Raw genomic sequence first — 25,983 nt, 5'->3', positions numbered from 1 at the left:
AAATGACGGTAAAAATCATTAATAAATCCAATCATCAACTTCCTGCTTACGAAACCATCGCTTCTGCAGGGATGGATCTTCGAGCAAACCTAGAAGATAAAGTCGTATTAAGTCCGTTGGATCGTGTGATCGTTAAAACCGGGTTGTTTATAGAACTTCCGGTGGGCTACGAAGCGCAAGTTCGCCCAAGAAGTGGTTTAGCTGCCAAAAAAGGAATTACGGTACTTAACGCTCCCGGAACTATCGATGCTGATTATCGCGGAGAAATAGGCGTAATTTTAGTAAATCTTTCAAAAGAAGCATTCGTAATTAACGATGGTGAGCGTATTGCGCAATTAGTGATCGCTAAACATGAACGTGCAGAATGGCAAGAAGTAGAAGTGCTGGAAGAATCTGATCGAGGTGAAGGTGGTTTCGGAAGTACCGGCGTTTAAAATTTCTGCGAAGGCAGAAATCTAATAAGCATTCAACAGATAATTAATAAATTGTTTAATTGAAAAAGATACCCGCCTACGCGGGCATAACTATGAATATAATCGTACCCATGGCGGGAAGAGGTTCTCGTCTTCGTCCACATACTTTAACAGTTCCTAAACCATTAATTCCGGTGGCAGGAGAACCAATCGTTCATCGTTTGGTAAAAGATATTGCCAAAGTACTCAACCAACCTATCGATGAAGTTGCTTTTATTTTAGGCGACCCGGCTTTCTTTGGGCAAGATATTGTCGAGAGTTTAGAGCGTCTTGCAGAAAGTCTAGGAGCCAAGGCATCTATTTATCGCCAAGATCAACCTTTGGGTACCGGTCACGCGATTATGAGTGCTAAAGAATCACTTTCGGGTCCGGCAGTTGTGGCGTATGCCGATACATTAATTAAAGCCGACTTTAAATTAGATGAAAAAGCCGATGCGGTAATTTGGACAAAAAAAGTAGCCAATCCAGAAGCTTACGGAGTGGTAAACTTGAATGAAAATGAAGAAATTATCGAGTTGGTCGAAAAACCACAAGAATTTGTGAGCGACCAAGCGGTGATCGGTATTTATTACTTTAAAGATATTGAAGTTTTAAAAGGAAAGCTACAAGAGGTTTTAGAAGAAAATTTAATGCACGGCGGTGAATACCAAATTAACGATGGTATTAAAAAGATGATGGCTGAAGGTAAAATTTTTAAAACCGGAACCGTAGATGAATGGATGGACTGCGGAAACAAAAACGTAACCGTAGAAACCAACGGGAAAATGCTGAATTTCTTGAAGTCTGATGGTGAAAAAACTGTTTCAGATTCAGTGAAATTAGAAAATTCAGAAATTATAGAGCCTTGTTATATTGGTGAAAATGTGGTGTTAAAGAATTCAACGATCGGTCCTAACGTATCTATTGGCGACGATTGTGTGGTTGAAAACAGTGAAATTAAAAATAGCTTGATTCAAACCAATTCGAGTATTAAAAACGCAACTTTAGATAACTCGATGATCGGGAATCACGCCAAATACGACGGTAACTATACGCAAATTAGTATAGGCGATTATTCGGTATTGGAATAATAATTGATTCTATGCTGAAAAGTTTTCTGGTTAATTTGAATTTTAAAGCTTATTAGTTCCGTCACCCTAAACTAGATTTAGGGTCTCATCCTGATTAGTTTGCTTTTCAGAAATGATGAGATTCCGGATCAAGTCCGGAATGACGAAAAAAAATTTTACTAATTATGAATAATCAATTATTTAAGTTCAAAAATGAATTTCTAGAAGAAAACTTTTCAGCATATTCAACAAAACTTGTTCAGTAAAACATTGAAATTTTTTAGATCACATATCTTATTCTTCTCTTTCGTTATTTACTTCGGAAGTAATTTCTGTGCACAAGCACAAACCGACTCGTTAGCAATTGCCAAGCAAGAAATTAATCAGGATAATTTAGGAAATGTGACCGATAAATTTCAGGAATATTTCTTTCAGGCATTATCGCAACGCGGTATCGAGAATTATGAAAAAGCCATTTCAGCTTTAAAAAAATGTGCAGAAATTCAGCCGGATAATGTAGCCGTTTTTTACGAGTTAGGTAAAAATTACAAAGCTTTAGAAGAGTTTGATCTGGCAGAGAAAAACTTAAACAAAGCACTTTCAGAAAAGAAAGATAATATCGATATTCTTACCGAGCTTTACGATGTTTATTACCTCACGCAGAATTATACAAAAGCCATTGAGGTTGCGACCAAGTTAAGTCAATACAATATCGATTATTACGAAGATTTGGCAAATCTTTACGTTCGAGTAGAAGATTATCAAAAAGCATTAGCAGCCTTAGATTATATCGATGCGCGAGAAGGTGAAAGTGATTATCGAGATGCACTCCGCGGAAAGATTTTTGCAGAAAACCCCGATAAATCTTTAGAAGAAAACTATTTATTAGAGCAATTAGAAAACAACCCATCGGCGACGAACAGTTATTTGGCGCTAATGTATTTTTACGCGACGCAAAATAAGTTAGAAAGAACTTACCAGATCGCAGAGCAACTACTTGAAAAATACCCTGACTCTAAAGAGGCACATTATGCCTTGTATAAAAAGTATTTAGCTGAATATAAAGATGATGAAGCGGTAAAGTCGATGAAAACTGTTTTAGAAAGTGATCTTGGGCTTACGATGAAGAAAGAAGTGGTAAAAGACTTTGTGCAATTGGTCAATCAAAAACCTAAGTACGAGCAAGATCTTATTGAAAGTTTAGATAAGCAGTTAGCAAACGGAGAAAGTAATGCCGATTTAGCTGAATTTTACAAAGGGCGCGATAATAACAAAGCCATTCAGAATTTAGAAAAAGTCGTAAAGCAAAACCCGAACGATTTTGCTTCTGCTAAAGATTTAATGTTATTGTATTTACAAGAAAAAATGCCTTCAAAATCTATTCTGTTGGCAGAAGAATATATGGCGAGTTACCCATCACAACCTATTTTATACTTAGTGACCGGCGTGGCAAATAATACCTTGGGTAATTTTGGAAAAGCGGAAGAAAACCTGTTGATGGGCGTAGATTTTTTAATCGACAATCCACAAATGGAAAGCGATTTTTACCAACAATTAGCGATCGCTTATCAAGGTTTAGGAAAGCCAAAAGAAGCTGAAAAATTTCAGCAAAAATTTGAACAACTTAAAAAAACACTATAAACATAATGCAGCATTTTCAAAAAGCACTTTTACTCGTTTTTGGACTGTTAGTCATTTCTTGCGGACCTAAAAAAACCGCTGCAGAACGTAAAGCAGATGCTACTAAAGAAAACGTTATTCAACAAAATTTAGCAGCAGCTCCTTCATTTAAAACCATGCAAGGTAGGTTAAGAGGAAGTTACGACGATGGTGAAGACAGTCAATCGATATCGGTAAGCATTCGCATGGAAAAAGACAAAGCCATTTGGTTAAGTGCAAAGTTGGGAGGTCTTATTACAGTTGCAAAAGTAATGGTAACCCCACAACGAGTTCAGTTTTACGAAAAGATCAATGGTTCTTATTTTGATGGAGATTTTAGTTTGTTAAGCCAATGGTTAGGTACTGAGTTAGACTTCAATAAAGTTCAAAATTTATTGATCGGCCAACCTATTTACGAGCTAAATTCAAAAGAATACAGACTTACTTCAACCCAAAATGGTTATCAATTAGCTTCGTTAGAAGAAAGCCCAATTGCAAAATCTTTTTTAATCGATTTGCTAAGTTTTAAAACCAAAGCACAACAATTGGTTCGCGCCGAAGAAAATGAAGGCGTAACGATTACTTACGACGATTTTTACGGTCAAGAAAATTATGGAATGCCACAAAATATTACTATTATCGCTAATCAAGGCGATGGCACAACTAAAATAAATATCGACTATCGTTCGTTAGAATTTAATGAGTCGGTCACATTTCCGTTTAGCATCCCTTCAGGTTATGAAGAAATTGTAATTGAATGAAGCATTTTCAACTAAAATATATCGCGTTTCTATTACTTTTTATAAGTTTTAGTGCTATAGGTTTTGCGCAAAGTACAGAACGTAAAAAACTAGAGCAAAAACGTATCGCTTTACGTAAAGAAATTAGCCAGATAAGTAATTTATTAGCGAGTAATAAAGTAAAGCAACAATCGGTTTTAACGCAGGTTGAAGATCTAGATAAACGCATTAGAGCGACCGAAAATTTAATTCGCGTCACCAATCAAGAAGCGAATCTGTTAACCAAAGAGATCAATACCAATCTTAATAAAATAGATAAGCTGCGTAAAGATCTAGAGAAGCTGAAAGAAGATTACGCAAAAATGATCAAGAAATCTTACAAGAGTAAGTCTAACCAAAGCAGGATCATGTTTTTATTTTCTTCGGAAGATTTTCTGCAAGCCTACAAGCGTTTGCAGTATATGAAACAATATACAGAATACAGAAAAGAGCAAGGCTTAGAAATACAACGACAAACGCAATTATTACAGCAATTAAATACCGATTTAGTTGAACAGCGTAAAGCCAAAGAAGAGCTTTTATCACAAAACCGAATTACCCAAAGCAAATTGCAACAAGATAAAAAGCAACAGCAAGAATTAGTAGCTTCGATCCGTAAAAAAGCTGGTAATTTTGAAAAAGAGCTGAAGCAAAAACAAGAAGAAGTTTCTAGAATAGATAGAGAGATCGATCGATTAATTCGTGAAGCGATCGCGGCAGAAAATAAAAAGAAAGGTTCAAGTTCAACGAGCAAGTTCGAGCTTACGCCGGAAGCTAAAGAACTCGCTGCGAGTTTTACTTCAAATAAAGGAAAATTGCCTTGGCCGGTAAAATCTGGCGTTGTGGCGATGAAGTTTGGTACGCATCCGCATCCGGTTGTAAAATCTGTAAAAGTAAAGAGTGACGGAGTTCGAATTGAAACTAACGAAAACGAATCGGTAAGAACTGTTTTTAAAGGCAAGGTTTTTAAAATACAAGCCATTAAAGGAGCCAATAAAGCAGTTTTTGTGATTCACGGTGATTATTTAAGTGTTTATAATAACCTTTCTTCTATTAATGTTGAAGTAGGAGATGAGTTAACTACGAATCAAGTAATCGGTAAAGTAGGAAAGAGTACCGCTACAGGAAGACCAACGTTAAGTTTCTTAATTTATAAAAACACCCAAGCGCTCAATCCCGCCCATTGGATTTATAAAATGTAAACTTCAGAAAGGATACGTAAAAGGATACATAAATAAAAAAGCCGAAGAAAATGTCTTCGGCTTTTTTGTGGAGAATATCGGATTCGAACCGATGGCCTTTTGGCTGCCAGCCAAACGCTCTAGCCAACTGAGCTAATCCCCCAAAAATGTTCGACTAAAATAAGCAAAAAAGTAATTCAACTTTACAATTAACCTACATTTTCTACTACCCAATCTAAATCTTGTTTTTTCGCTGAAATAAGCTGCAAAGTATCGCCTGCTTCGAGTTGTGTAGAACCTTCAGGAACAAAATAATTATCGTCTCTTATAATCATCACCACCAAGGTGTTTTTTGGTAATTTCAGCTGGTAAAGTTTTTGTCCGACACCTTGGCTATTTTCATGCAGATGTATTTCAGCAGATTCGGTTTTCGATTCATCAGAAAATTCAATAGCGCGTGCTTTAGTGAGCATTTTTACCGTAGTATCTTCAACTCCTAACCATTTCGCCATTTTACTAATGGTGGTGCCTTGTAACATAATAGAAACAAGCGTAACCATAAAAACAATATTAAAAATAAGGTCTGCCTTTTCTAAACCGGCAACCATCGGGAAGGTTGCAAAAACAATAGGAACCGCGCCACGTAAACCAACCCAAGAGATAAAAACTTTGCTCTTAAATTTTACCTTGAAAAAAGCCAAGCTTATAAAAACACTAAGTGGTCGTGCCACGAAGATCAAAAACAAAGCAATCGCTAAACCGGTTAAAATTACCGGCACGATATGCGTTGGGAAAACTAGCAAACCCAAAGTTAAGAATAAGATGATCTGCATCAACCAAGCAAATCCGTCAAAAAACTGACGTAAAGAGTTTTTCCTGATCAATTTGCTGTTTCCTAAAATTACTGAAGAAATATACACGGCTAAAAATCCGTTACCGCCAATTACCTCTGTAAGTGAATAGGCAATAAAACTAAGCGCTAAACCTAAAACCGGGTAAAGTCCTTCAAAATCTAATTCAATTTTATTAATGAGTAGTTTGCTAAGTTTACCAATAGCAAAACCGGAAGCTGCTCCAATACTTATTTGAAATAAAAGCTGAAAAATAGAATCCCAACCATTAAAATCTTGTGCTACGATGATCCCGGTAAAAAGTGTGGTTAAAAAGTACGCCATGGGGTCGTTACTTCCACTTTCTAGCTCTAGCATAGGTCTTATGCCATCACGCAGATTAATGTTGTTAGAACGCAGAATAGAGAATACTGCAGCCGCATCTGTAGAAGAAATAATAGCGCCAAGTAATAAAGCTTCGATAAGGGTAAAATCGAGTAAATAATAAGTAAATAAACCAACGGAACCTGCGGTAATAAATACGCCGAGTGTAGCCAGGAGACCGCCTTTGTACATAATAGGTTTTACCGCATCCCAACGGGTATCGAGCCCGCCCGAAAATAAAATTACATTTAAAGCAACGATCCCGATAAATTGCGCAATTAGCGGATTGTCGAAATTAATGCCCAACAACCCTTCAGAACCGGCTAACATCCCAACGGCTAAGAAAAGGACTAGTGTTGGTACGCCAAACCGATAGGAGGTTTTACCCGCTAAAATACTAACGAGTAGCAATAACGCGCCGACTAAAATAATTTGAGCTATCATGTATGTTCGCTATTTTACTGCTGAATAAATTGAATTGTTTTTTCAGTAACTTTTTCTAAATCGGAAGATAGACTTTCCTGCTTCCACGGATGTTTGGTTTTAAAAACGTGATCACTTCCCGGTAACTTATAAAGTTCACTTCGTTTATTCCATTGTTGAAGTTGCTTTGCTTCCGTGATATTTACTGTAGGATCTTCTTCAGCGTGAATAATCAAATACGGCTTTTTTAAATTCTTTACCGCTCTTTCTATCGTAAAGCGTTCTTCATGGGCTAGAAAATCTTCATAAAACTGAATATGATGCGGCATTTCTTGTTTGGTGCGACCGTTGGTAACGTAATAGAATTTATCGTCTTTCCACTTTTGAAGCTCGTCACCTTTAGGGAATCTGCTTCCAAAATCTGAAACACCATTCCAGGTAATTACTTTTTTAATCTGTGGTTCTTCTTCGGCTTTAATTGTTACAATACCGCCGCCACGACTGTGACCAATTAGATTAAGGTTTTGCACATCGGCATTGGCATGAAATTGTTTGGTCGTCGTGATCCAATCGATCACCGATTGCAAATCGTCAAGTTGCTTGTTAAAATTATCTTGCGCAAACGCGTCTAGATCTGGAAAATCGATCGGGTCTTCTGCGGTCCCGCCATTATGAGAAAAATTGAATTTAATAAAGAAGAATCCCGCTTCAGCAAATTTTTCAGCCACCAGATCCCACGCGCCCCAATCTTTAAAACCTTTGTAACCGTGACAAAAAATAACGATAGGTTTGGGTTGTTGGGTAGGTTGAAAATAAACATCGGTAACAATGGGTTTTTGGTGTTTGCCTTCTAGTAAAAAATTCTTCTCTCTAATCATACTAAACTTCTTTCTCTTCAAATGGAATTTCTGGATTGAATAGCTCTAAAATTAAGCTTTTCAACTCGGTTTCAAATTGGTTTAACGTGTCTTTATCAATTACGGTATTTTTAATTTGTTTAAACGGCATAAAACCGGCTTTCAGGTTTTTGAATGAAATAATTCCCGCTTCGGCATTTTCAAAAGGAGTTTCAGCATAAATCATTCGAGCATAACAAAGTACCTGAAAAGCTTTTGAATATTTATAATCTTGGGTAAGCTCGCTCCAATCTTTTAAATTGAGATCGCCGGCTTGTACTTTTCCTGTTTTATAATCTACAATGCGAAGCTGACCGTTTTTGTAATCTACACGATCTACTTTACCACCAATTTTTACCGGAAAATCAAGCTCAGGAATCAAAATATCACAAGTAAGCTTATTTTCAACCTCTTTAATAATTAATTCATCATTTTCGATCTCTTTCATTTCTTTTGCTAAGAAATTGAAAATGTAGCGTTTGGCAATTTCAAAAATAATAAGGTTTTTGCCTTTGTTGATGGGCGCTTGCTTATAGGTTTTTTCAAATTCAAACTTTACCTGTTGCTCGATTTCAGTTTTCATCTTCAGCAAATCTGCTTTTACAATATTTTTGTTTTCAAAAGGTTTGTAAAAATGTTCTAAGGCATCGTGAACCACCGTTCCTAAAGTATTGGCAGCAACGGTTTCTTCAACTTCATCGGTATCTCTAATGCCAAGCACGTAGTTTTTATAAAAATCTAACGGATTTCGAATATAAGTGGTTAACGCCGATGGAGAAAATCCGTGAGCTGCCAGCGCTTTAAGCTTTTCTAAAACTTCTGGAGTTTTCTTAATTTTCTTTAATTCATTTTTTCGAGCAGGAACTAACGGATTTAAAAATTGATGTTTAGGTTCGTTACCTACCGGAGATTCAATTTCTAACTGCGTAATAAACCTACTTTTTTCGCCTCCGTTTAAACTGCCGGGTTCGGTGTTGTATAAAATATGAACGTTTTTGGCTCTTTGCAATAATCGATAAAAGTGATAGGTATAGATAGCGTCTTTTTCTTTATAAGTTGGTAAACCGTATTCTTTTTTGAGGTCGAACGGAATAAAAGAGTTGCTACTTTTACCTGCCGGAAGTACGCCTTCGTTGACAGAGGTGATGATAATATTTTCGAAATCGAGCACGCGGCTTTCGAGCATTCCCATTAATTGCAAGCCGTCGAAAGGCGAACCGCTAAAATCTAACGATTCTGTTTCTAAAGTATCTCGGTAAATTCTGTGTAACGATTTTATGCTTTGAATAGGGCTTTGCTCGGCGATCAAATTCTGAATTTTCACAAATAGTTGGTGAAAATGGTACAGGTATTCTGTCTCCAAGGGTTTATCGAGCGCATCTTCTAAACGTAGTTTTTGGCATAAATTTGTAAAGGCTTTTAATAAGCTTTGCGGAGTTTTATGCTGAAGTAAAATTTCACCCAAAAGATGCTTCGTTGATTCGCTAGAAAGCTCTAAAATTTGAGTTCTGCTAAGGTAAACCAGGTTTTCCTGATGTATTTGCTGCTGAAGTTGTTGTGAACTTTCGCCTAACTTCATCAAAATAAACGGATGGTTGAGAATATCGATAATTGGTTTGTAGTAAAAATTCTGATTTTCTGTCTGCTGAATTTCAAAAATCACTTCAAACAAAGATGCGAGCGGAGTTTCTTTTAATGGAAGTCCCATCGTAATATTCAGTTTTTTAATATTCTGCGGAAGCGAGTTAAGAATAGGGTTTAGCAAACCTTCATCGTTCAATACGATTGCCGTTTTGCTTAAATCTTCTTCTGAAATTTCACTTAATAATTGCGCAGTATATTTAGCCTGACCAATATTTTTAGGAACTCCGTAAACGTTTATGTTTTTAGCAGAAGAATAATTGCTGGAAGTTGTTATTGTATTATTTTCATCTTGATAAAACTCCCAATTCTTCTTGTAATTTCTAATAAATAAAGAAGCTTCGTGATAATTATCGTTATAAAAAGCCTCATCGATATCCCAGAAAATTTGTCCTTTATTCTGTTCTAAAATGGTTTGAAACAGTTTTTGTTCAGCATTATTCAACGCATTGAAACCGAGTAAAATATGTTGTTCTTGATTACTGGCTAAATAACTTGAAATCTTTTCTGAAGCAATCCTGTACATCAAACCTTGATAGGCTTCGTTATTTTCTAACAGTTGTTGTTGAAATAATTGATAATACTTCGGGATGAGGTTCCAAAATGTAAGGTATTTTTCAATTAAATTAGTTTGAGGATCACTCAACGCCCAATGATTGATGTCTTGAATTCTAGAAAGGTAAGAGAAGAAGTGTTCAGCATCGATCAAATAACGATCGATCTCATTAAAATCGTAAACTAGTGTTTGTGCCCAGCCGTAAAATGTTTCAAAATCTTCCTGTTCTTCTTTTGGAGTAATTTTTTTATAAACCTGATAAAACTTGAATAAACTCTCGGTATTATCGATGGTTTGTAGCGAGGTTATTTTTTCTATAAATTCTTCTGTACTTAAAACTTGCGGTGCAAATGCGCTACCAGAAATTTTCTGTTTTAGGATGTGTTTTAAAAAACTACCGGCTCTTTTACTCGGGAGAATAAAAGTAGTTTTAGAAAGGTTAAACGTTGGTTGACTAAGGAGTTGGTCTAAGGTTTCTTCTATAAAGCTTTTCATACTTTAAAAATAAAAAAACGCCTCAGATAACTGAGGCGTTTTGAGTATTTATAAGAATTTATTTTCTTCTTACTCTTCTCTGTTTTTCTCTAGAGAAACTTCAACACGTCTGTTTTGTTGTCTTCCTGCAGCAGTTTTATTTGTTGCGATTGGACGACTTTCACCGTATCCTTCAGAAGTAATTCTACTTGCATCGATACCATCTTCTTCTACTAAGTAATTTCTTACAGAAGCAGCTCTTTCTTTAGAAAGTTTTAAGTTGAATGCATCACTACCTTGACTATCTGTGTGCCCTTCAATATGGAAAACAGTTTGTGGGTACTCATTCATAATTTCTGAGATAGAATCTAAAGCATCGTAAGATTCTTTTCTGATTGAAGATTTACCTAAATCGAATAAGATTGTTTTAGAATACTCGTTTAATTCGTTGATCACTTCAACAGTAACTTCAGGACAACCATTGTTCGCAGCAGTACCTGCAACATCTGGACACTGATCATCTTTATCTAATACTCCGTCACCATCGCTATCTGGCCAAGGGCATCCATTGTTAGCAGCAGGACCAGCTTCGTTAGGACACTCGTCTTCGCTATCTTTGATACCATCACCATCTGCATCTGGACAACCGTTTAAAGATTCTAAACCAGCAACATTAGGACACTCATCTTGAGGATCTGCAACACCGTCACCATCAGAATCAGGACAACCGTTAAATTCAGCAGGACCAGCTAATTCTGGACAAGCATCATCTTTATCTGGGATACCATCACCATCAGAATCAGGACATCCGTTAAATTCTTCTAAACCTGGAGTTTCAGGACATTCGTCTTCATCATCATAGATTCCGTCACCATCAGTATCAGTTCCTCCGAAGGCAATCTTGAATCCAGCAGAATGTTGAAAATGTTTATTAAGTTCGTTATCAAATGCATGCTTATATTTAGATTCAACATTAAAAGCAATATTGTCAGTTAACCAAAAGTTGAAACCTAAACCTCCATTAGCTGTACCAAAACCTTCTTCGTCAACCCAAGTGTAACCACCGCCAAGAGATAAATAAGGATCAAACCAACCTTCAGGGTTAATTAATTCTTTGAAGCTATAATTAACGCCCCCGTCAATTCCATAATAAGTTAAATCGTCTGTTGAAGCGTCACCAAATTTATCGATTCGGTTTAATGATCCGGCTAATTCAGCAGAAAATCCTGCACCAATATATCTTCCAACTGTTAGTTTAGATACAGACGGAATGATATTCCAATGATCTTCCACATTAAAATATTCGTTAAACATATCTCCTTGTGGCATATCTTCACCAACAGGATAAAAATCGATAGCGTTTACGCCAATTCCAATTGCCCAAGGGTTATCTTCTGATTGAGCTTGCATGTTTGTGCAACCCAAAACAACCATGGCTACTAATAAAAATCTGCTAAGATGTTTCATATTAAAAGTGTTTAATTTTAAATGTTAATGTAAGCAAAAGTAAGTGCTTATAGGGTATTCCCAAAAATAATAGTAATAAAATTTTCTTAACATAATTAAGAAATAACTACATTATACTATTCAATTACGTTTAATTCTTTTCCGATTTTGATAAATGCTTGAATAGCTTTATCTAAATGTTCTTGGTCGTGTGCCGCAGAAAGCTGTACTCGAATTCTTGCTTTTTCTTTAGGAACAACGGGATAGAAAAAACCAATTACATAAATTCCTTCTTCTAAAAGCTTATCGGCCATTTTTTGTGATAATTTAGCATCATAAAGCATCACGGGAACAATCGCAGAATCTCCATCAACGATATCAAAACCGGCTTCTTTCATCGCTTTTTTAAAGTAATTGGTATTCCACTCTAATTTATCTCTTAGTTTGGTGTCGTTCTCAAGCATATCAAACACTTTGATAGATGCTCCAACAATTGCAGGCGCCAATGAGTTTGAAAATAAATAAGGTCGAGAACGTTGTCTTAAGATCTCGATAATTTCTTTTTTAGCCGTGGTGTAACCTCCCATTGCGCCACCAAGCGCTTTTCCTAAAGTTCCTGTAATAATGTCGATTCGGTCTAAAACGCCTTTTTCTTCTAAAGTTCCTCTTCCTGTTTCACCAATAAATCCGGCAGCGTGACATTCATCGATCATGACCATTGCGTCATATTTATCTGCTAAATCACAGATTTGATCTAAGGGAGCCAATAAACCATCCATCGAGAAAACTCCGTCAGTAACGATAATTTTGAAACGAGCTCCATTTTCGTTGGCTGCAATAAGCTGCTTTTCTAAATCTTCCATATTGTTATTCTCATAACGATATCTTGCAGCTTTACAAAGACGAACTCCATCAATAATCGAAGCGTGATTTAACGAGTCTGAAATAATCGCATCTTCCTTCGTTAATAATGGCTCAAAAACTCCACCGTTTGCATCAAATGCTGCGGCGTATAAAATGGTATCTTCAGTTCCGTAGAAAGACGCGATTTTTTGCTCTAGTTCTTTATGAATGTCTTGCGTACCACAAATAAATCTTACGCTAGACATCCCAAAACCATGAGAATCTAAAGTGTCTTTTGCGGCTTTTACAACATCGGGATGATTAGAAAGTCCTAGGTAATTATTGGCACAAAAGTTAATAACTTCTTGCCCGGTACTAATCTTGATGACCGCATCTTGCGGAGTAGTAATAATTCGTTCTTTTTTGAAAAGTCCGCTGTCTTGAATTTCGGAAATCTCATTTTGAAGGTATTTTTTTAAATCTGGACTATACATATCTTATTTTTTTTCAATTTTTAGCAAAATTATAGAATCTTAACCGTAACTGAAGGATACAGGTAAACTATTATTTTTTGTTTTACTTGATATCCTATTTCAGTAACATAGTTTGCGTATTCGTTTAATTGGTTGGTGTAAATCGCTTTTTCATCTCCGGTTTTATAGTCGATGATGACGGCTTCATTATTTTTTAAGCAAAGACGGTCAATACGTTTAAAACCATTTTCGGTAATTAATTCTTTTTCATTATAGATTTGATATTCATTGGTAAAGTATGTTTGTAAATCTGGGTGTTGAATGAATTCTTCTACCTTCATTTTATATTCTTCGGTATCTTCAGCATTCATTTCTCCGGCTTTGATCGATTTTTTTAAGGCTGGAGCAATATCTTTTTCAGTATAAATATTCATTAATAAATTATGAATAAGATTTCCCTTATCGATGGCTTCTTGTTGTTCAGAATCCCATAATAAACCAGATTTGGTGACTAAAGTAATATCGTGATTCGAAGGTGGCGAAGAAATAAATGGCATTGGTTGTAAAGAAATCTCTTCTGTTTTTGTTGAATTTTCCGGTAGATCGCCAAAACTATATTCCAATTGATTTTCGTTCCAAAGTTGTAAGGATTGTAAATAACCTTTTAATAATCCCGGATAATCATTTTTTACTTCTTCCGGTTTTTTAGGATCAACTTCAGAAATAATATAGAGTTGCTGTTCTGGTCGGGTTAATGCGACGTAAAGAATATTGAGCGCGTCAAATTCATTTTCGATCAGCAGTTTTTGGTAAAGCGCAGAAGGCACTTCGCCAAAATCGTTCATTTTTTTGTTCGCACTTAAATACGCGTATGGGATTTGATTCGGCGCTTCTAATAGCGGAACCCAAATATCATCAAACCTAGTGTCTTCTAGAGATTCGTTAGCGTAAGGGTAAATCACGATAGGAAATTCTAATCCTTTCGAAGTATGAATCGTCATAATTTGCACGGCATCTTCACCTTCTGGAGCAATCACGCTTAACTTGTCTTTGTTAAGTTCCCAATGGTCAATAAAACCGGCGATGTTGCCGATATTTTTCTGAGCAAATTCGTACACAAAATCTAAGAAAAACTGTAAATACGCATCTGCTTTTTGCTCTAAATGAAAACTTCGAATTATATATTCAACACTTTCATATAATGTAGATCGCTGTAAAACGTTAAGGTTAAAAAAATAGTCAAACTCAGTTAACGACTCAAAAAATTCTTGATGATCTTTTTGAAGACGATCGTAAATTGTATGGAAATAATCATCACTTTCTTTTTTAGATTGAAATAAATAATCTAAAATTTCAAACTTTAAGTTCTTATCGCTTGGGTTCAAAGAAAATTGTAAAATCGCTACCAAAAATCGTACTTCTTCAGAATTTTTAACCAATAAAGTTTCGGTAGAAATAATCGGGATGCCATTTTCATTTAGAAAATTAGCGACTTGATAACCGTGATTTTTCTTCCGAACTAAAATACAAATGTCTCTTTTTGCATAGCCTTTTTGGGTCAGCTCGTTAATGGTTGCAAGCACTTTTTTCGGGTAAGCCTCATTTTTTTCTTCAGCATTCGTAGCTTCTAAAAAACTGATGTTTACATAACCGCCGTTTTGATGATGCGGTTCTTGATGCGCGCTTTCAAACAAAGTTCTGTATTGCTCCCAGCTTAGTCGCTCGGCACAAAACTTAAAAAAATTATTGTTGAAGTTGACAATCTCCGGTTGACTGCGGAAGTTTTTAGGCAAAGTGATGGTTTGTTTTTCTGCACTAAACGGATTCGCATTTTCACTCAAGTTAATAAACTGTTCGGCCTCGCCACCGCGCCAACGATAGATCGATTGTTTGGCATCGCCTACTAAAAACAGATTTCCTTTTTGTTTGCCGGTTTCATCTTGCGTAGATAGGTTATTTTCAATGAGCGGAATTAAATTGTTCCATTGTAACGAAGAAGTGTCTTGAAATTCGTCGATAAAAAACTCTTGATAGCGTTCGCCCAAACGTTCATAAATAAATGGCGCCGGTTGTTCTTTTATGCTTTCGCTAATCTTTCTGTTAAATTCAGAAATGAGCAACAGATTTTTTTCGGTCTTGATCGCTTCAACCTCTTTATGAATAAGATTGAGCAATGAAAGTGAAGTGAGCTTTTTGAGAATACTTTTATAAAACTCTATTTTGTTGATTTGCTCTTCGGAAGAAAAATAAAGCTCGGCCACTTGCGGCTGAATGGCATCCATCACCGATTTCTTCTCGTCGGTTTGTTTTTTAGCATAATGTGGCGCAGAATCGATTTCTTGCTCCCATTTCGTTTTTTTATCTGAAGTTTTTACCGTATACGATAAATCTTGAATTTTCTTAAAATGTGAAGGTATAGAACCTCTATTATAATCTTTATCCTCTAAACCATTTTGCTGAAGTAGATTAAAAAATGATGCAGCATTTTGCTTGAGCTTATCTTCAGAAATTTTAAGGTAAGCGCGTAATTCTTCATCAAACTTCTGAAAATCTTCCAGCTCTTTCTGTTCTAATTCTTTTAAAGGTAGAATATGATTTTCATTCACCAACAACAGCGCAATTTCATAAAGATCTTTTGTGATATCCCAACTTTTATCGTCATCGGCTTTCGAGATTGCAAAATCGATTAATACTTTGGTAAGTCTTTTATCGCTTCCGGCTTTTGAGATTAGTTTGTCAACGGCTTCAGTGAGAATATCGACCGTATTTAATTCGACTTCAAAATTGATGGGCAAACCTAGATCTTTGGCAAATGTTCTTAGTACGCGATGTGTAAAACCATCTATGGTCGATACATCAAAAGCCGCATAATTGTGCAAAATACTTCGTAAAATGAGATGGGATTTCTTTTTAATTTCTTCTTTAGAAAGTCCGGTTTCTTTTTGTACTTCAGCAAAAAGTGCTAAAGATTTTGTGGGTGTTTCTTCTTCAGCAAAATCTTTTAAACTCTTCACGATCCTGCTTTTCATTTCGCCCACCGCTTTGTTTGTAAACGTAATGGCTAAAATGTTTTTATAGTAATCTAATCGGTTAGCTTTTAAAAGTATCGATAAATATTGTTTAACGATGGTAAAAGTTTTTCCAGATCCTGCGGAAGCGTTATAAACCTGAAAAGGCGAAGAAGTCGTATTCAAAATATGCGGTTATTTTAGAAGAAGTAATATAAGCAAAAACGATAAGGTATAATGCGTTTCTATGAAAAACAAAAGGTTTAAGTATTTTATAACATATTTTTATTTCTATTGAATAGTTTAATAATTAATTTTGATAGCGAATTTGATTATTAACAACTAAAAAATAACAATTATGGCTTTTGAACAACCAAAATTAAAATATGCATTTGATGCTTTAGAACCTAGTATAGATAAAGAAACTATGGAAATTCACTACGGTAAGCATCACGCAGGATATACTAAAAAATTAAATGCTGCTGTAGAAGGAACAGATTTAGAAGGTAAAAACATTGAAAACATTTTAATGAACCTAGATAAATCTAACTCGGCAGTAAGAAATAATGGAGGTGGTTTTTTTAATCACAACTTATTTTGGGAAGTAATGTCGCCAAACGGTGGCGGAAAACCAAGCGGAGATATAGAAAGTGCTATTGAAGACAAGTTTGGATCTTTTGAAGCTTTTAAAGAAGAGTTCTCTAAAGCTGCAGCAGGGCAATTTGGTTCTGGATGGGCTTGGCTTTGCGTACACGAAGGTGGTAAAGTAGAAGTTTGCTCTACTCCTAACCAAGATAACCCATTAATGCCAGGAATTGGCTGTGGCGGAACTCCAATTTTAGGATTAGATGTTTGGGAACACGCTTATTACTTAAAATATCAAAATAAGCGTCCGGAATATATCGATGCATTTTTCGACGTAGTAGATTGGGAAGAAGTTGCTTCTAAATATGCAAAAGGAAAATAAGCTATTTTTAAAATAGTGGAGTAATAAAAAAGGTGGTTGAAAAACCACCTTTTTTTGCCCCAAATTTTACCATAAACTTAACCTACTTTGTTATGGAAGTATAAATATATTATATTTTCATGTATTTATGAAAATAAATGTAGTTTTTTTATAGTATTTATAAATTATCTACGATTAATTACAAATATGCTCTCTCTTTATTGCCTTCAAAGAAATTGATGAAAGCGCGATTTACCACTCGATTTCCTCCCGGGGTTGGGTAATCTCCGGTAAAATACCAATCACCTAAATTTTTAGGGCAAGCTTCATGAAGCTTATCTACTTTTTGATAGATCACTTCAACATCTGCCTCGATCGTTTCATCACAAAGTAATTCTGCAATTTTATTAGAAACTTGCTCGTAGGTAAATGGTTCGTAAACTTCTTTTACAAAATTCTTTACTTCGTGATCTTCTAGATCTACTTGCTGCTTACATTTCTCGTAAACCTTCTCGATTAGATCGTATTGGTTGGTTTCTTTTAATAGCGTTAAAGCCGCTTTAAAAGCTACAAAATCTTCTAAGCGAGCCATATCGATACCATAGCAATCCGGGTAACGAATTTGTGGAGCCGAAGAAACGACAATGATTTTTTTAGGACCTAAACGATCCATCATTTTAATAATACTTTTCTTTAGCGTTGTACCACGAACAATACTATCGTCGATGATCACTAAATTATCTTGTGGTTTAACCACACCGTAAGTCACATCGTAAACGTGCGCAACTAAATCGTCACGGCTACTATCTTCTGTGATAAAGGTTCTAAGCTTAGCGTCTTTAATTGCAATTTTTTCAGTACGTAAACGATGAGATAAGATCTCTTTTAAACGCTCATCGGTAAGCGAATCTTTTTCATTTAAGATCGCTTCATTTTTCTGTCTGTTCAATTCATCTTGAGCGGCTTCAACCATTCCGTAGAAAGAAGTTTCAGCAGTGTTTGGTATAAATGAAAAAACAGAGTTGATCGTATCGTAATCAATGGCTTTTAAAACATCAGGCATAATAAAACGCCCTAAGTTTTTACGCTCTTGGTAAATTTCAGCATCGCTTCCTCTCGAAAAATAAATACGCTCAAAAGAACAAGCTTTACGAGGTAATGGCTCTATGATTTTTTTGATAGAAGTTTCACCGCTTTTCTTCGTAATTAAAGCGTGTCCCGGTTCTAATTCTTTTACATCATCAAAATCTACGTTAAATGCAGTTTGAATTACCGGTCTTTCTGAAGCAGTAACCACAACTTCATCATCCATATAATAATATACCGGTCTAATTCCTGCAGGATCTCTTAATACAAAAGAATCTCCGTGACCCATTAAACCTGCCATCGCATAACCACCATCCCAATCTTTAGAAGATTTCTTCAGGATTTTAGCAACATTAATTTTATTGGCAATATGTGGAGAAGCATCTTTTTTGCTGTAACCCTCTTTCTTTAATTTTTTATATACTTTTTGCACTTCAGAATCTAAGAAATGTCCGATCTTTTCCATTACGGTTACGGTATCGGCTTTTTCTTTTGGGTGCTGACCTAATTCAACTAAATTATCGAAAAGTTTAAAAACGTTGGTCATATTAAAGTTACCGGCAACAATTAGATTACGATGCATCCAGTTGTTTTGGCGTAAAAACGGGTGAACGCTCTCGATACTATTTTTACCGAAAGTACCATAGCGAACGTGACCTAAAAATAATTCACCTATATAAGGAAGGTTTTTCTTTTGCGCGGCAACATCTTCTGCATATTCGGGATGTTTTTGCAGCTCGTCGTTAATACGATCGTTAATTTGTGCAAAAATATCTTGTATAGGTTGCGGTTGGTTAGAACGTACACGACTAATATAGCGCTCACCGGGAGAAGTATCTAGTTTGATGCTGGCTAAACCGGCGCCATCTTGCCCGCGGTTGTGTTGCTTTTCCATCATTAAATACATCTTATTAAGACCGTAAAAAGATGTACCGTACTTTTCTTTATAAAATTCTAAAGGTTTTAATAACCTAACTAGTGCAATACCGCACTCGTGTTTAATAGCATCACTCATATTGTGTTGTCGAGAGATTTAGGGTTGTGTTGTTGCTTTGTTGGGTTTAGTCTAAGCTAATTTTAAATTGCGTTAGCGCTTTAAATGTCTTTAAGCGTTCGTCAATTTCTTTGTCGGTTAAATTCAGCATCCTTTCAGTTCCAAATTTTTCGACACAGAAAGAAGCTAAGTTAGAGCCATAAATAATGGCGTTTTTCATGTTTTTAAATGAAGTATCTCCGGTTTTTGCAATATAACCTACAAAACCACCGGCAAAAGTATCTCCGGCTCCGGTTGGATCAAAAACTTCTTCTAAAGGTAAGGCCGGCGCAAAGAACATTTCGTTTTGATGAAATAATAAAGCCCCGTGTTCTCCTTTTTTGATCACTACATATTTAGGTCCCATTTTTTCGATCTCACGAGCAGCTTTTACTAACGAATATTCTCCTGAAAGTTGTCTGGCCTCTTCATCGTTAATCGTAATTACATCTACTTTAGCAATTACTTTTTTAAGGTCTTCTAACGCGTTATCCATCCAGAAATTCATCGTGTCTAACACAACAAGATCCGGATTTTCCATTTGCTCGATCACACTTAATTGAACTAATGGGTGCAAATTACCTAGCATCACAATTTTTGCATCTTTGTAAGAAGCGGGTACGACCGGCTGAAAATCTGCTAATACATTTAATTGTGTATCTAACGTATCACGAGAATTCATATCGTTATGGTAGCGGCCACTCCAAAAGAAAGTTTTACCGTCTTTAACCATTTTTAATCCTTCGATATTAATGTCTCTTTCTTTAAAGATATTGATGTATTCTTCCGGGAAATCACCACCAATTACCGAAACAATTGCGGTATCTACTCCAAATTTTTTAGCGGCAAGACCAATATAAGTTCCTGCTCCACCTAAAATTTTATCGGTTTTACCAAAAGGAGTTTCAATTTTATCGAAGGCAACTGTACCTACTACAACTAATTTGCTCATGTGTTTTGCTTAGAATTTGGTGCAAATATAAGGCGTTTCTCAAGAAATTTTAAAACTATGCGGTTTTATTAAAAATTTCTGAAAATGAATACGTTTTTATTTGAAAGTCAATGGTTTACTTCCTCCCAAAATCAGCAGGAATTTCTCCCCACTCTTTAGTGTTCCATTTTAAAATAGGGTTGGAGTAGGAGTTGTTATGCAACCAAGCTTCTGCTCTTTTAATAAGTTGAAACAAATCTGCATTTTTTGCATTGGGTTGTAGTTTGGTATTGCAACGTTTCTTTTTTACCCAACCAATAGCAATTTTAGAGTCTGAATAAATAGGCAGATTGCTTTTTTTTTGCTGAAGAAAAGCCAGCCCATGCACGAGTGCTAAAAATTCACCTATATTATTGGTACCTTCTTGAAAAGGCCCTTGTTTAAATATTTCCTTTCCGGTTTTGGTGTAAACACCGCGGTATTCCATCTTGCCGGGATTTCCGCTAGAAGCTGCATCGACGTTGATCGAGTCGAAATTAACTTCTTTTGCTCTTTTTTCAAGCTGAAATAAAGGAACACCATTTTGATTGTTCTCTTTGTATTCAAAATAAGAAACTTTAAAAGCTTCTTCTGCTTCAGCTAAACTTTTAAACGATTTGTATTGCGCTCCTTTAAAACCGGCGACTGCTTTTTTGCAAGCATCCCAAGAAGTGAAAATTCCGGTTTTGTTTCCTTTCCAGACAACGTAGTACTTTTTTTTCGCCATTAAGCTTTTTTCGATAGAAGTTGGTCAATCACTTTAGGAAAATGCTCGTGCTCTAATTGCTGAATTTTTTTCTTCAACGTTTCCATAGAATCATCTGGAGTAATTTTTGTTTCAAATTGAGCGATCACTTCACCTTCATCATATTTTTCATTTACATAATGTATGGTTATTCCAGATTCAGTCTCTTTATTTTCTAAAACCGCTTGATGTACGTGGTTACCGTACATTCCTTTTCCGCCATATTTAGGAAGCAGTGCTGGGTGAATATTGATGATCTTATTTTCGAATTCGTTAATAATTTCTGTGGGCATCATCCATAAAAAGCCGGCTAAAACAATTAGATCGGGTTCTGCATCTTTTAAAACATGAAGTACTTCGTGCGTATCATAAAACGCAGTTCTATCAAAATGCAATGCGCTAATCTCAAAATCGTGTGCCATTTTTAAAACATTTGCTCGAATGTTATTAGAAAGTACATGCGCGATTTTAACATCGTTTCTATCTTGAAAATATTCAATAATCTTCTTAGCGTTAGAGCCTTGCCCGGAAGCGAATATGATAATTTTTTTAGTAGAATTTGCAGAGTTCATAGCTTAAAGCTGCGTTTTTTTAGAAATTATTAAAGTATAAAAATAGTTACTTACTTTAAAAATATGTAAATTGAGGGCACATTTTTTAAAGTAAAACTTGTTTTAAACTAAAGTTTTTTATTTTTGCCACTTATTAAAAATCTAAAAAGATAAAATTATGTCAGACATTGCATCAAGAGTAAAAGCAATAATCGTTGATAAATTAGGAGTTGACGAGAACGAAGTTGTAAACGACGCAAGCTTCACTAACGATTTAGGTGCGGATTCTTTAGATACCGTAGAATTAATTATGGAATTCGAAAAAGAATTCGATATTCAAATTCCAGACGACCAAGCAGAAAACATTGCAACTGTAGGTCAAGCGATTTCTTACATCGAAGAAGCAAAAAAATAAGAAAACCATACGTATGGAGTTAAAGCGAGTAGTAGTAACAGGGCTAGGTGCCTTAACACCTATAGGTAACAATATTGAAGAATATTGGGACGCATTGGTGAGTGGTAAAAGCGGTAGTGCGCCTATCACCTATTTTGATACTGAAAAGTTTAAAACCAAATTCGCTTGCGAGATCAAAAACTTCGACTTTAATGAATATTTTGGCCGCAAAGAAATTCGTAGGCTCGATAGATTTGCACAATATGCTTTAGTAGCTTCAGATGAAGCTATCGCAGATTCTGGTATCGATCTAGAAACTGTAGATAAATATCGTGTAGGTGTAATTTGGGGAGCCGGGATTGGTGGTTTAGAAACTTTCCAGGAAGAAGTTAAAAATTTCGCAAACGGTGACGGTACACCTCGTTTTAATCCATTCTTTATCCCTAAAATGATAGCCGATATTGCTCCGGGTAATATTTCTATCAAACATGGGTTTATGGGTCCAAATTATACTACGGTATCTGCTTGTGCCTCTTCTGCAAATGCTTTGATCGATGCCCTAAATTACATTCGTCTAGGTTATAGTGATGTAATTGTTACCGGCGGAAGCGAAGCAGCAGTAACGCAAGCAGGTATGGGTGGTTTTAATGCGATGCATGCCTTATCTACAAGAAATGACGATCCAGAAAAAGCTTCTAGACCTTTTGATGCAAATCGAGATGGTTTTGTTTTAGGAGAAGGTTCTGGGGCATTAATTCTTGAAGAATACGAACATGCAAAAGCACGTGGAGCTAAAATTTATGCTGAAGTTTTAGGAGGCGGAATGTCTTCTGATGCTTACCATATGACGGCTCCGCATCCCGATGGTACAGGAGTAGTTGCTGTAATGGAAAACTGTTTGCGTAATGCAGGTTTAAACCCTGAAGACGTAGATGCAATTAACACGCACGGTACTTCAACCCCATTAGGAGATGTCGCAGAACTTAAAGCCATCACCAAAGTTTTTGGAGACCACGCAAAGACCCTCAATATCAATTCAACCAAATCAATGACCGGTCACCTTTTAGGAGCTGCCGGAGCTATTGAAGCTATTGCCTCTATCTTAGCGATGAAGCATAGTTTGGTGCCGCCGACCATTAATCATGAAACGGCAGATGAAAATATTGATGCGGAGTTAAATTTAACTTTAAATAAAGCACAAGAAAGAGAAGTGAACGTAGCTATGAGTAATACTTTTGGTTTCGGAGGTCACAATGCTTGTGTTTTATTCAAAAAAATAGCAGAGTAAGCGTTTAATGAACGTTATTCGCAACATATTAAGTTCCCGTTCTGGTAAGGACGGGAATTTTTTTGATGCTATCCAAAACATCATCGGCTTTAAGCCTAAAGTAATCAAACATTACAAACGGGCATTTATACATCGATCATTAAATAAAAAAGACGCTTTAGGGAATGATTTAAACTACGAGCGGTTAGAATTTTTAGGAGATGCGATGTTAAGCTCAATTATTGCTGCTTATCTTTATAATGAAGTTCCCGGTGGTGATGAAGGCTATTTGACCAAAATGAGGTCGAAAGTAGTAAGTCGAAAACATTTAAATGAATTAGGTAGAGATCTAGGCTTGATCAAGTTTGTAGAATCTAACGTACCTAAAGATCATTTTGGGCAAAACATTCACGGGAATTTGTTCGAAGCCTTGGTAGGAGCTATTTATTTAGATCGTGGTTATAAATATTGTGAAAAATTTATTTACCAACGCGTCGTCGCTCCTTATGTCGATATTGAGCAATTAGAAGGAAAAGTAATTAGCTACAAAAGCCTTTTAATTGAATGGTGTCAAAAACAAAAACATAAGTTCAACTACGAGGTTTATGAAGATACCGGCAAAGATGAGCTTAAACATTTTGCGGTAAAACTTTGGATCGACGGTAAAGTCGTGGCTAAAGCACGAGCAACTTCAAAGAAAAAAGCAGAAGAAAAAGCATCGAAGCGTGCTTATTATGCTTTTCAGAATAAAATAAGCCCAAAATAAGGAGGGAGAAGAGATAAACTTCAAGATTATTTAACTTTATCCTCTGCTAAAAGTTGCAATTTTGTTATAAATTTATAAATTAGAAACGTATGGCTATAAATAAACTTGTGCTGGATGATTTAGTAGAAGAAAATTTTAGCTTAATCGCCATACACTGTTCTGCAGAAGTTTATCGAATAGTATTTTATTTGAATAAACTTTTAGGGCTCAGTCTAAAAAGAGAACCTCAAGATGTAGACTATAACTATCCTGAAGGTTTAGCTTTTTACGAACTATATAAATTTTATAATCAGCGAGAAGGTTGTAATTACTATGTAGTTTCAAATAAATATAAAATAAAAGCAAATCATCTACAGAGTAATGGTTTTTTGTTTGAAGAAGAAACAAAAAGAGTTGCTAACCTGTTACCCGAATACAAAAATGTAGACTGTTTTTTTAAAATAGAAAGTAGCAATGAAGATGTAAATATTAAAAAGCTACTTTCAGAAATTAACCAAATAAACCAAATTGTAACCGCATATCAAATTGAGGTTACACAAATCAAATCAATAGAAAATTTAATTTTTAGCTAATGCATAAATCAAAGAACACCAAGATTGTAGCAACTTTAGGCCCTGCTACGAGCTCTAAGAAAGTTTTAAAAGCGATGTTAGAGAGTGGGGTAAACATTTTTAGAATCAACTTTTCCCACGCCAATTATAAAGATGTAGAAGAGCGCATACAAATGATTAGGGAGCTTAACGAAAAATACGGTTACAATGCCGGTATTTTAGCAGATTTACAAGGCCCTAAACTTCGCGTTGGTGTGATGAAGGAAGAAGTAATCGTTAACAAAGGCGATATTATCACTTTTGCTACCGGAAAAGAGTTTCAAGGAACAGCAGAACGTGTTTATATGAACTACGAGAGCTTCCCTAGAGATGTTAAAGCTAAAGAACGAATCTTATTAGACGATGGTAAACTTATTTTTGAAGTGGTAAAAACCAACGGAAAAAATGAAGTAGAAGCCAAAGTAATTCAAGGCGGACCTTTACGTTCTAGAAAAGGAGTTAACCTGCCAAATACCAACATTTCTTTACCGGCATTAACCGAGAAAGATGTGAAAGATGCAGAGTTTGCAGTAAAGAAACAAGTAGACTGGATGGCACTTTCATTTGTGCGTCACGCACAAGATATAAAGAAGCTTCAAGATTTGATTAACAAGCATGGTGATTATAAAATCCCAATCGTTGCAAAGATTGAAAAGCCAGAAGGCGTTAAAAATATCGATGAGATCGTACAAGCGTGTGACGGTTTAATGGTAGCACGTGGAGATTTAGGTGTAGAAATCCCGGCTCACGAAGTACCATTAATTCAAAAAGAATTAGTACTTAAAGCCAAGAAAGCACGAATTCCCGTAATTATCGCTACGCAAATGATGGAAACGATGATTTCTAGCCTTACCCCAACCAGAGCAGAAGTAAACGATGTTGCTAACTCTGTGATGGATGGTGCCGATGCGGTAATGCTAAGTGGTGAAACTTCTGTAGGTAAATATCCGGTAGAGGTAATCCAGAAAATGTCTGAAATTATTAGAAGCGTAGAGCACTCAAAACTAATTACCGTACCTCACGACCCACCACATATTAAAACTAAAAGATACATTACCAAATCGGTATGTTATCACGCAGCTTTAATGGCAAATGAGATCGACGCAAAAGCAATTTGTACGTTAACCAATAGTGGTTACACAGCATTCCAAATTTCAGCTTGGCGACCAGATGCAAAAATTTTAGCCTTCACTTCTAACAAAAGAATTTTAACTCAGTTAAGCTTGCTTTGGGGAGTTAATGCTTACTATTACGATAAATTTGTAAGTACAGACGATACGGTAGAAGATGTAAACCAAATCGCAAAAGATAAAAAAGTAGTGAAAAAAGGAGATTTCGTCGTGAACCTTGCTGCAATGCCAATTGGTAATAAAGGTATGGTGAACACTTTACGTGTTTCAGAGATCGAATAATACAAAAGCACATATAATTTGGGCGTTGCGGGTTGCTTTTTTAAGCAACCCGCCGTGCTTTCAGGACTCGCTTTTCTAAATTTTTGTTCGCACAAAATTTAGAAAGAG

The 25,983-nt window shown here is 35.8% G+C and carries 21 protein-coding genes and 1 tRNA gene; 11 read left to right on the top strand and 11 right to left on the bottom strand.

The features are described from left to right. Positions 1–2: 2 nt before the first annotated feature. The 5 genes from dut (at position 3) to G551_RS0108585 (ending at position 5,162) form a co-directional block, all read left to right on the top strand. Complete coding sequence (gene dut / locus G551_RS0108605; protein WP_027885192.1) at positions 3–434, top strand: dUTP diphosphatase; 432 nt, start codon at positions 3–5, stop codon at positions 432–434. A gap of 92 nt (positions 435–526) precedes the next feature. Further along, entirely contained in the window at positions 527–1,543 is a 1,017-nt protein-coding gene (locus G551_RS0108600; RefSeq protein WP_027885191.1) for a sugar phosphate nucleotidyltransferase, read from the top strand. A gap of 249 nt (positions 1,544–1,792) precedes the next feature. Then, on the top strand, positions 1,793–3,163 hold the full coding sequence (locus G551_RS15615; protein ID WP_051191339.1) for a tetratricopeptide repeat protein: 1,371 nt from the start codon (positions 1,793–1,795) through the stop codon (positions 3,161–3,163). Between the two features lie 5 nt (positions 3,164–3,168). Next, entirely contained in the window at positions 3,169–3,942 is a 774-nt protein-coding gene (locus G551_RS0108590; protein ID WP_036243571.1) for a DUF4292 domain-containing protein, read from the top strand. Then, positions 3,939–5,162, top strand: a complete 1,224-nt coding sequence (locus tag G551_RS0108585) for a murein hydrolase activator EnvC family protein (protein ID WP_027885189.1) — start codon at positions 3,939–3,941, stop codon at positions 5,160–5,162. Before G551_RS0108590 ends, G551_RS0108585 begins: the two co-directional genes overlap by 4 nt. Positions 5,163–5,230: 68 nt before the next feature. Here G551_RS0108585 and G551_RS0108580 read toward each other — a convergent pair. From G551_RS0108580 to G551_RS0108550, 7 genes are all read right to left on the bottom strand, one after another. Continuing rightward, a tRNA-Ala gene (locus G551_RS0108580) sits at positions 5,231–5,304 on the bottom strand. A 46-nt stretch (positions 5,305–5,350) separates the two neighbouring features. Beyond that, a complete protein-coding gene (locus G551_RS0108575) occupies positions 5,351–6,799 on the bottom strand; it encodes a potassium/proton antiporter (RefSeq protein ID WP_027885188.1) in 1,449 nt (482 codons plus the stop codon). Positions 6,800–6,813: 14 nt separating this feature from the next. After that, on the bottom strand, positions 6,814–7,656 hold the full coding sequence (locus G551_RS0108570) for an alpha/beta hydrolase family protein (protein ID WP_027885187.1): 843 nt from the start codon (positions 7,654–7,656) through the stop codon (positions 6,814–6,816). 1 nt (position 7,657) lies between these two features. Continuing rightward, on the bottom strand, positions 7,658–10,366 hold the full coding sequence (locus G551_RS0108565) for a PD-(D/E)XK nuclease family protein (RefSeq protein ID WP_027885186.1): 2,709 nt from the start codon (positions 10,364–10,366) through the stop codon (positions 7,658–7,660). A gap of 69 nt (positions 10,367–10,435) precedes the next feature. Continuing rightward, complete coding sequence (locus G551_RS0108560) at positions 10,436–11,812, bottom strand: OmpA family protein (protein WP_027885185.1); 1,377 nt, start codon at positions 11,810–11,812, stop codon at positions 10,436–10,438. Positions 11,813–11,928: 116 nt separating this feature from the next. After that, entirely contained in the window at positions 11,929–13,128 is a 1,200-nt protein-coding gene (kbl, locus tag G551_RS0108555) for a glycine C-acetyltransferase (protein WP_027885184.1), read from the bottom strand. 29 nt (positions 13,129–13,157) lie between these two features. Next, positions 13,158–16,301, bottom strand: coding sequence for a UvrD-helicase domain-containing protein (locus tag G551_RS0108550; RefSeq protein ID WP_051191338.1), 3,144 nt, complete (start codon positions 16,299–16,301; stop codon positions 13,158–13,160). Between the two features lie 172 nt (positions 16,302–16,473). On the opposite strand from G551_RS0108550, the gene G551_RS0108545 reads away from it, so the two are divergent. Beyond that, complete coding sequence (locus G551_RS0108545; protein WP_027885182.1) at positions 16,474–17,082, top strand: superoxide dismutase; 609 nt, start codon at positions 16,474–16,476, stop codon at positions 17,080–17,082. A 178-nt stretch (positions 17,083–17,260) separates the two neighbouring features. Here the strand turns inward: G551_RS0108545 and G551_RS0108540 are convergent, their stop codons facing one another. The 4 genes from G551_RS0108540 to purN all read right to left on the bottom strand — a co-directional run bounded on the left by G551_RS0108540 (position 17,261) and on the right by purN (position 21,467). Then, complete coding sequence (locus G551_RS0108540) at positions 17,261–19,162, bottom strand: amidophosphoribosyltransferase (protein WP_027885181.1); 1,902 nt, start codon at positions 19,160–19,162, stop codon at positions 17,261–17,263. Between the two features lie 46 nt (positions 19,163–19,208). Next, the gene (locus tag G551_RS0108535; protein WP_027885180.1) at positions 19,209–20,132 is read right to left on the bottom strand and encodes a PfkB family carbohydrate kinase; all 924 of its coding nucleotides are present in this window, start codon (positions 20,130–20,132) and stop codon (positions 19,209–19,211) included. 115 nt (positions 20,133–20,247) lie between these two features. Beyond that, entirely contained in the window at positions 20,248–20,877 is a 630-nt protein-coding gene (locus tag G551_RS0108530) for a ribonuclease H1 domain-containing protein (protein WP_027885179.1), read from the bottom strand. Continuing rightward, entirely contained in the window at positions 20,877–21,467 is a 591-nt protein-coding gene (gene purN, locus G551_RS0108525; protein ID WP_027885178.1) for a phosphoribosylglycinamide formyltransferase, read from the bottom strand. Before purN ends, G551_RS0108530 begins: the two co-directional genes overlap by 1 nt. Before the next feature lie 157 nt (positions 21,468–21,624). Here purN and G551_RS0108520 point away from each other — a divergent pair, with 157 nt between their 5' ends. From G551_RS0108520 to pyk, 5 genes are all read left to right on the top strand, one after another. Then, positions 21,625–21,861, top strand: coding sequence for an acyl carrier protein (locus G551_RS0108520; protein ID WP_027885177.1), 237 nt, complete (start codon positions 21,625–21,627; stop codon positions 21,859–21,861). 13 nt (positions 21,862–21,874) lie between these two features. Continuing rightward, complete coding sequence (fabF, locus tag G551_RS0108515) at positions 21,875–23,128, top strand: beta-ketoacyl-ACP synthase II (protein ID WP_027885176.1); 1,254 nt, start codon at positions 21,875–21,877, stop codon at positions 23,126–23,128. 7 nt (positions 23,129–23,135) lie between these two features. Further along, positions 23,136–23,873, top strand: coding sequence for a ribonuclease III (gene rnc / locus G551_RS0108510; RefSeq protein ID WP_027885175.1), 738 nt, complete (start codon positions 23,136–23,138; stop codon positions 23,871–23,873). An 89-nt stretch (positions 23,874–23,962) separates the two neighbouring features. Further along, on the top strand, positions 23,963–24,445 hold the full coding sequence (locus G551_RS0108505) for an IPExxxVDY family protein (RefSeq protein WP_027885174.1): 483 nt from the start codon (positions 23,963–23,965) through the stop codon (positions 24,443–24,445). Beyond that, entirely contained in the window at positions 24,445–25,875 is a 1,431-nt protein-coding gene (gene pyk, locus G551_RS0108500) for a pyruvate kinase (RefSeq protein WP_027885173.1), read from the top strand. The genes G551_RS0108505 and pyk overlap by 1 nt, the downstream gene beginning before the upstream one ends. The last annotated feature ends 108 nt before the right edge of the window (positions 25,876–25,983 follow it).

This window comes from Mesonia mobilis DSM 19841 (genome assembly GCF_000423405.1).
Taxonomy (GTDB): Bacteria; Bacteroidota; Bacteroidia; order Flavobacteriales; family Flavobacteriaceae; genus Mesonia; species Mesonia mobilis.
This window is presented reverse-complemented; position numbering and strand designations above follow the sequence as displayed.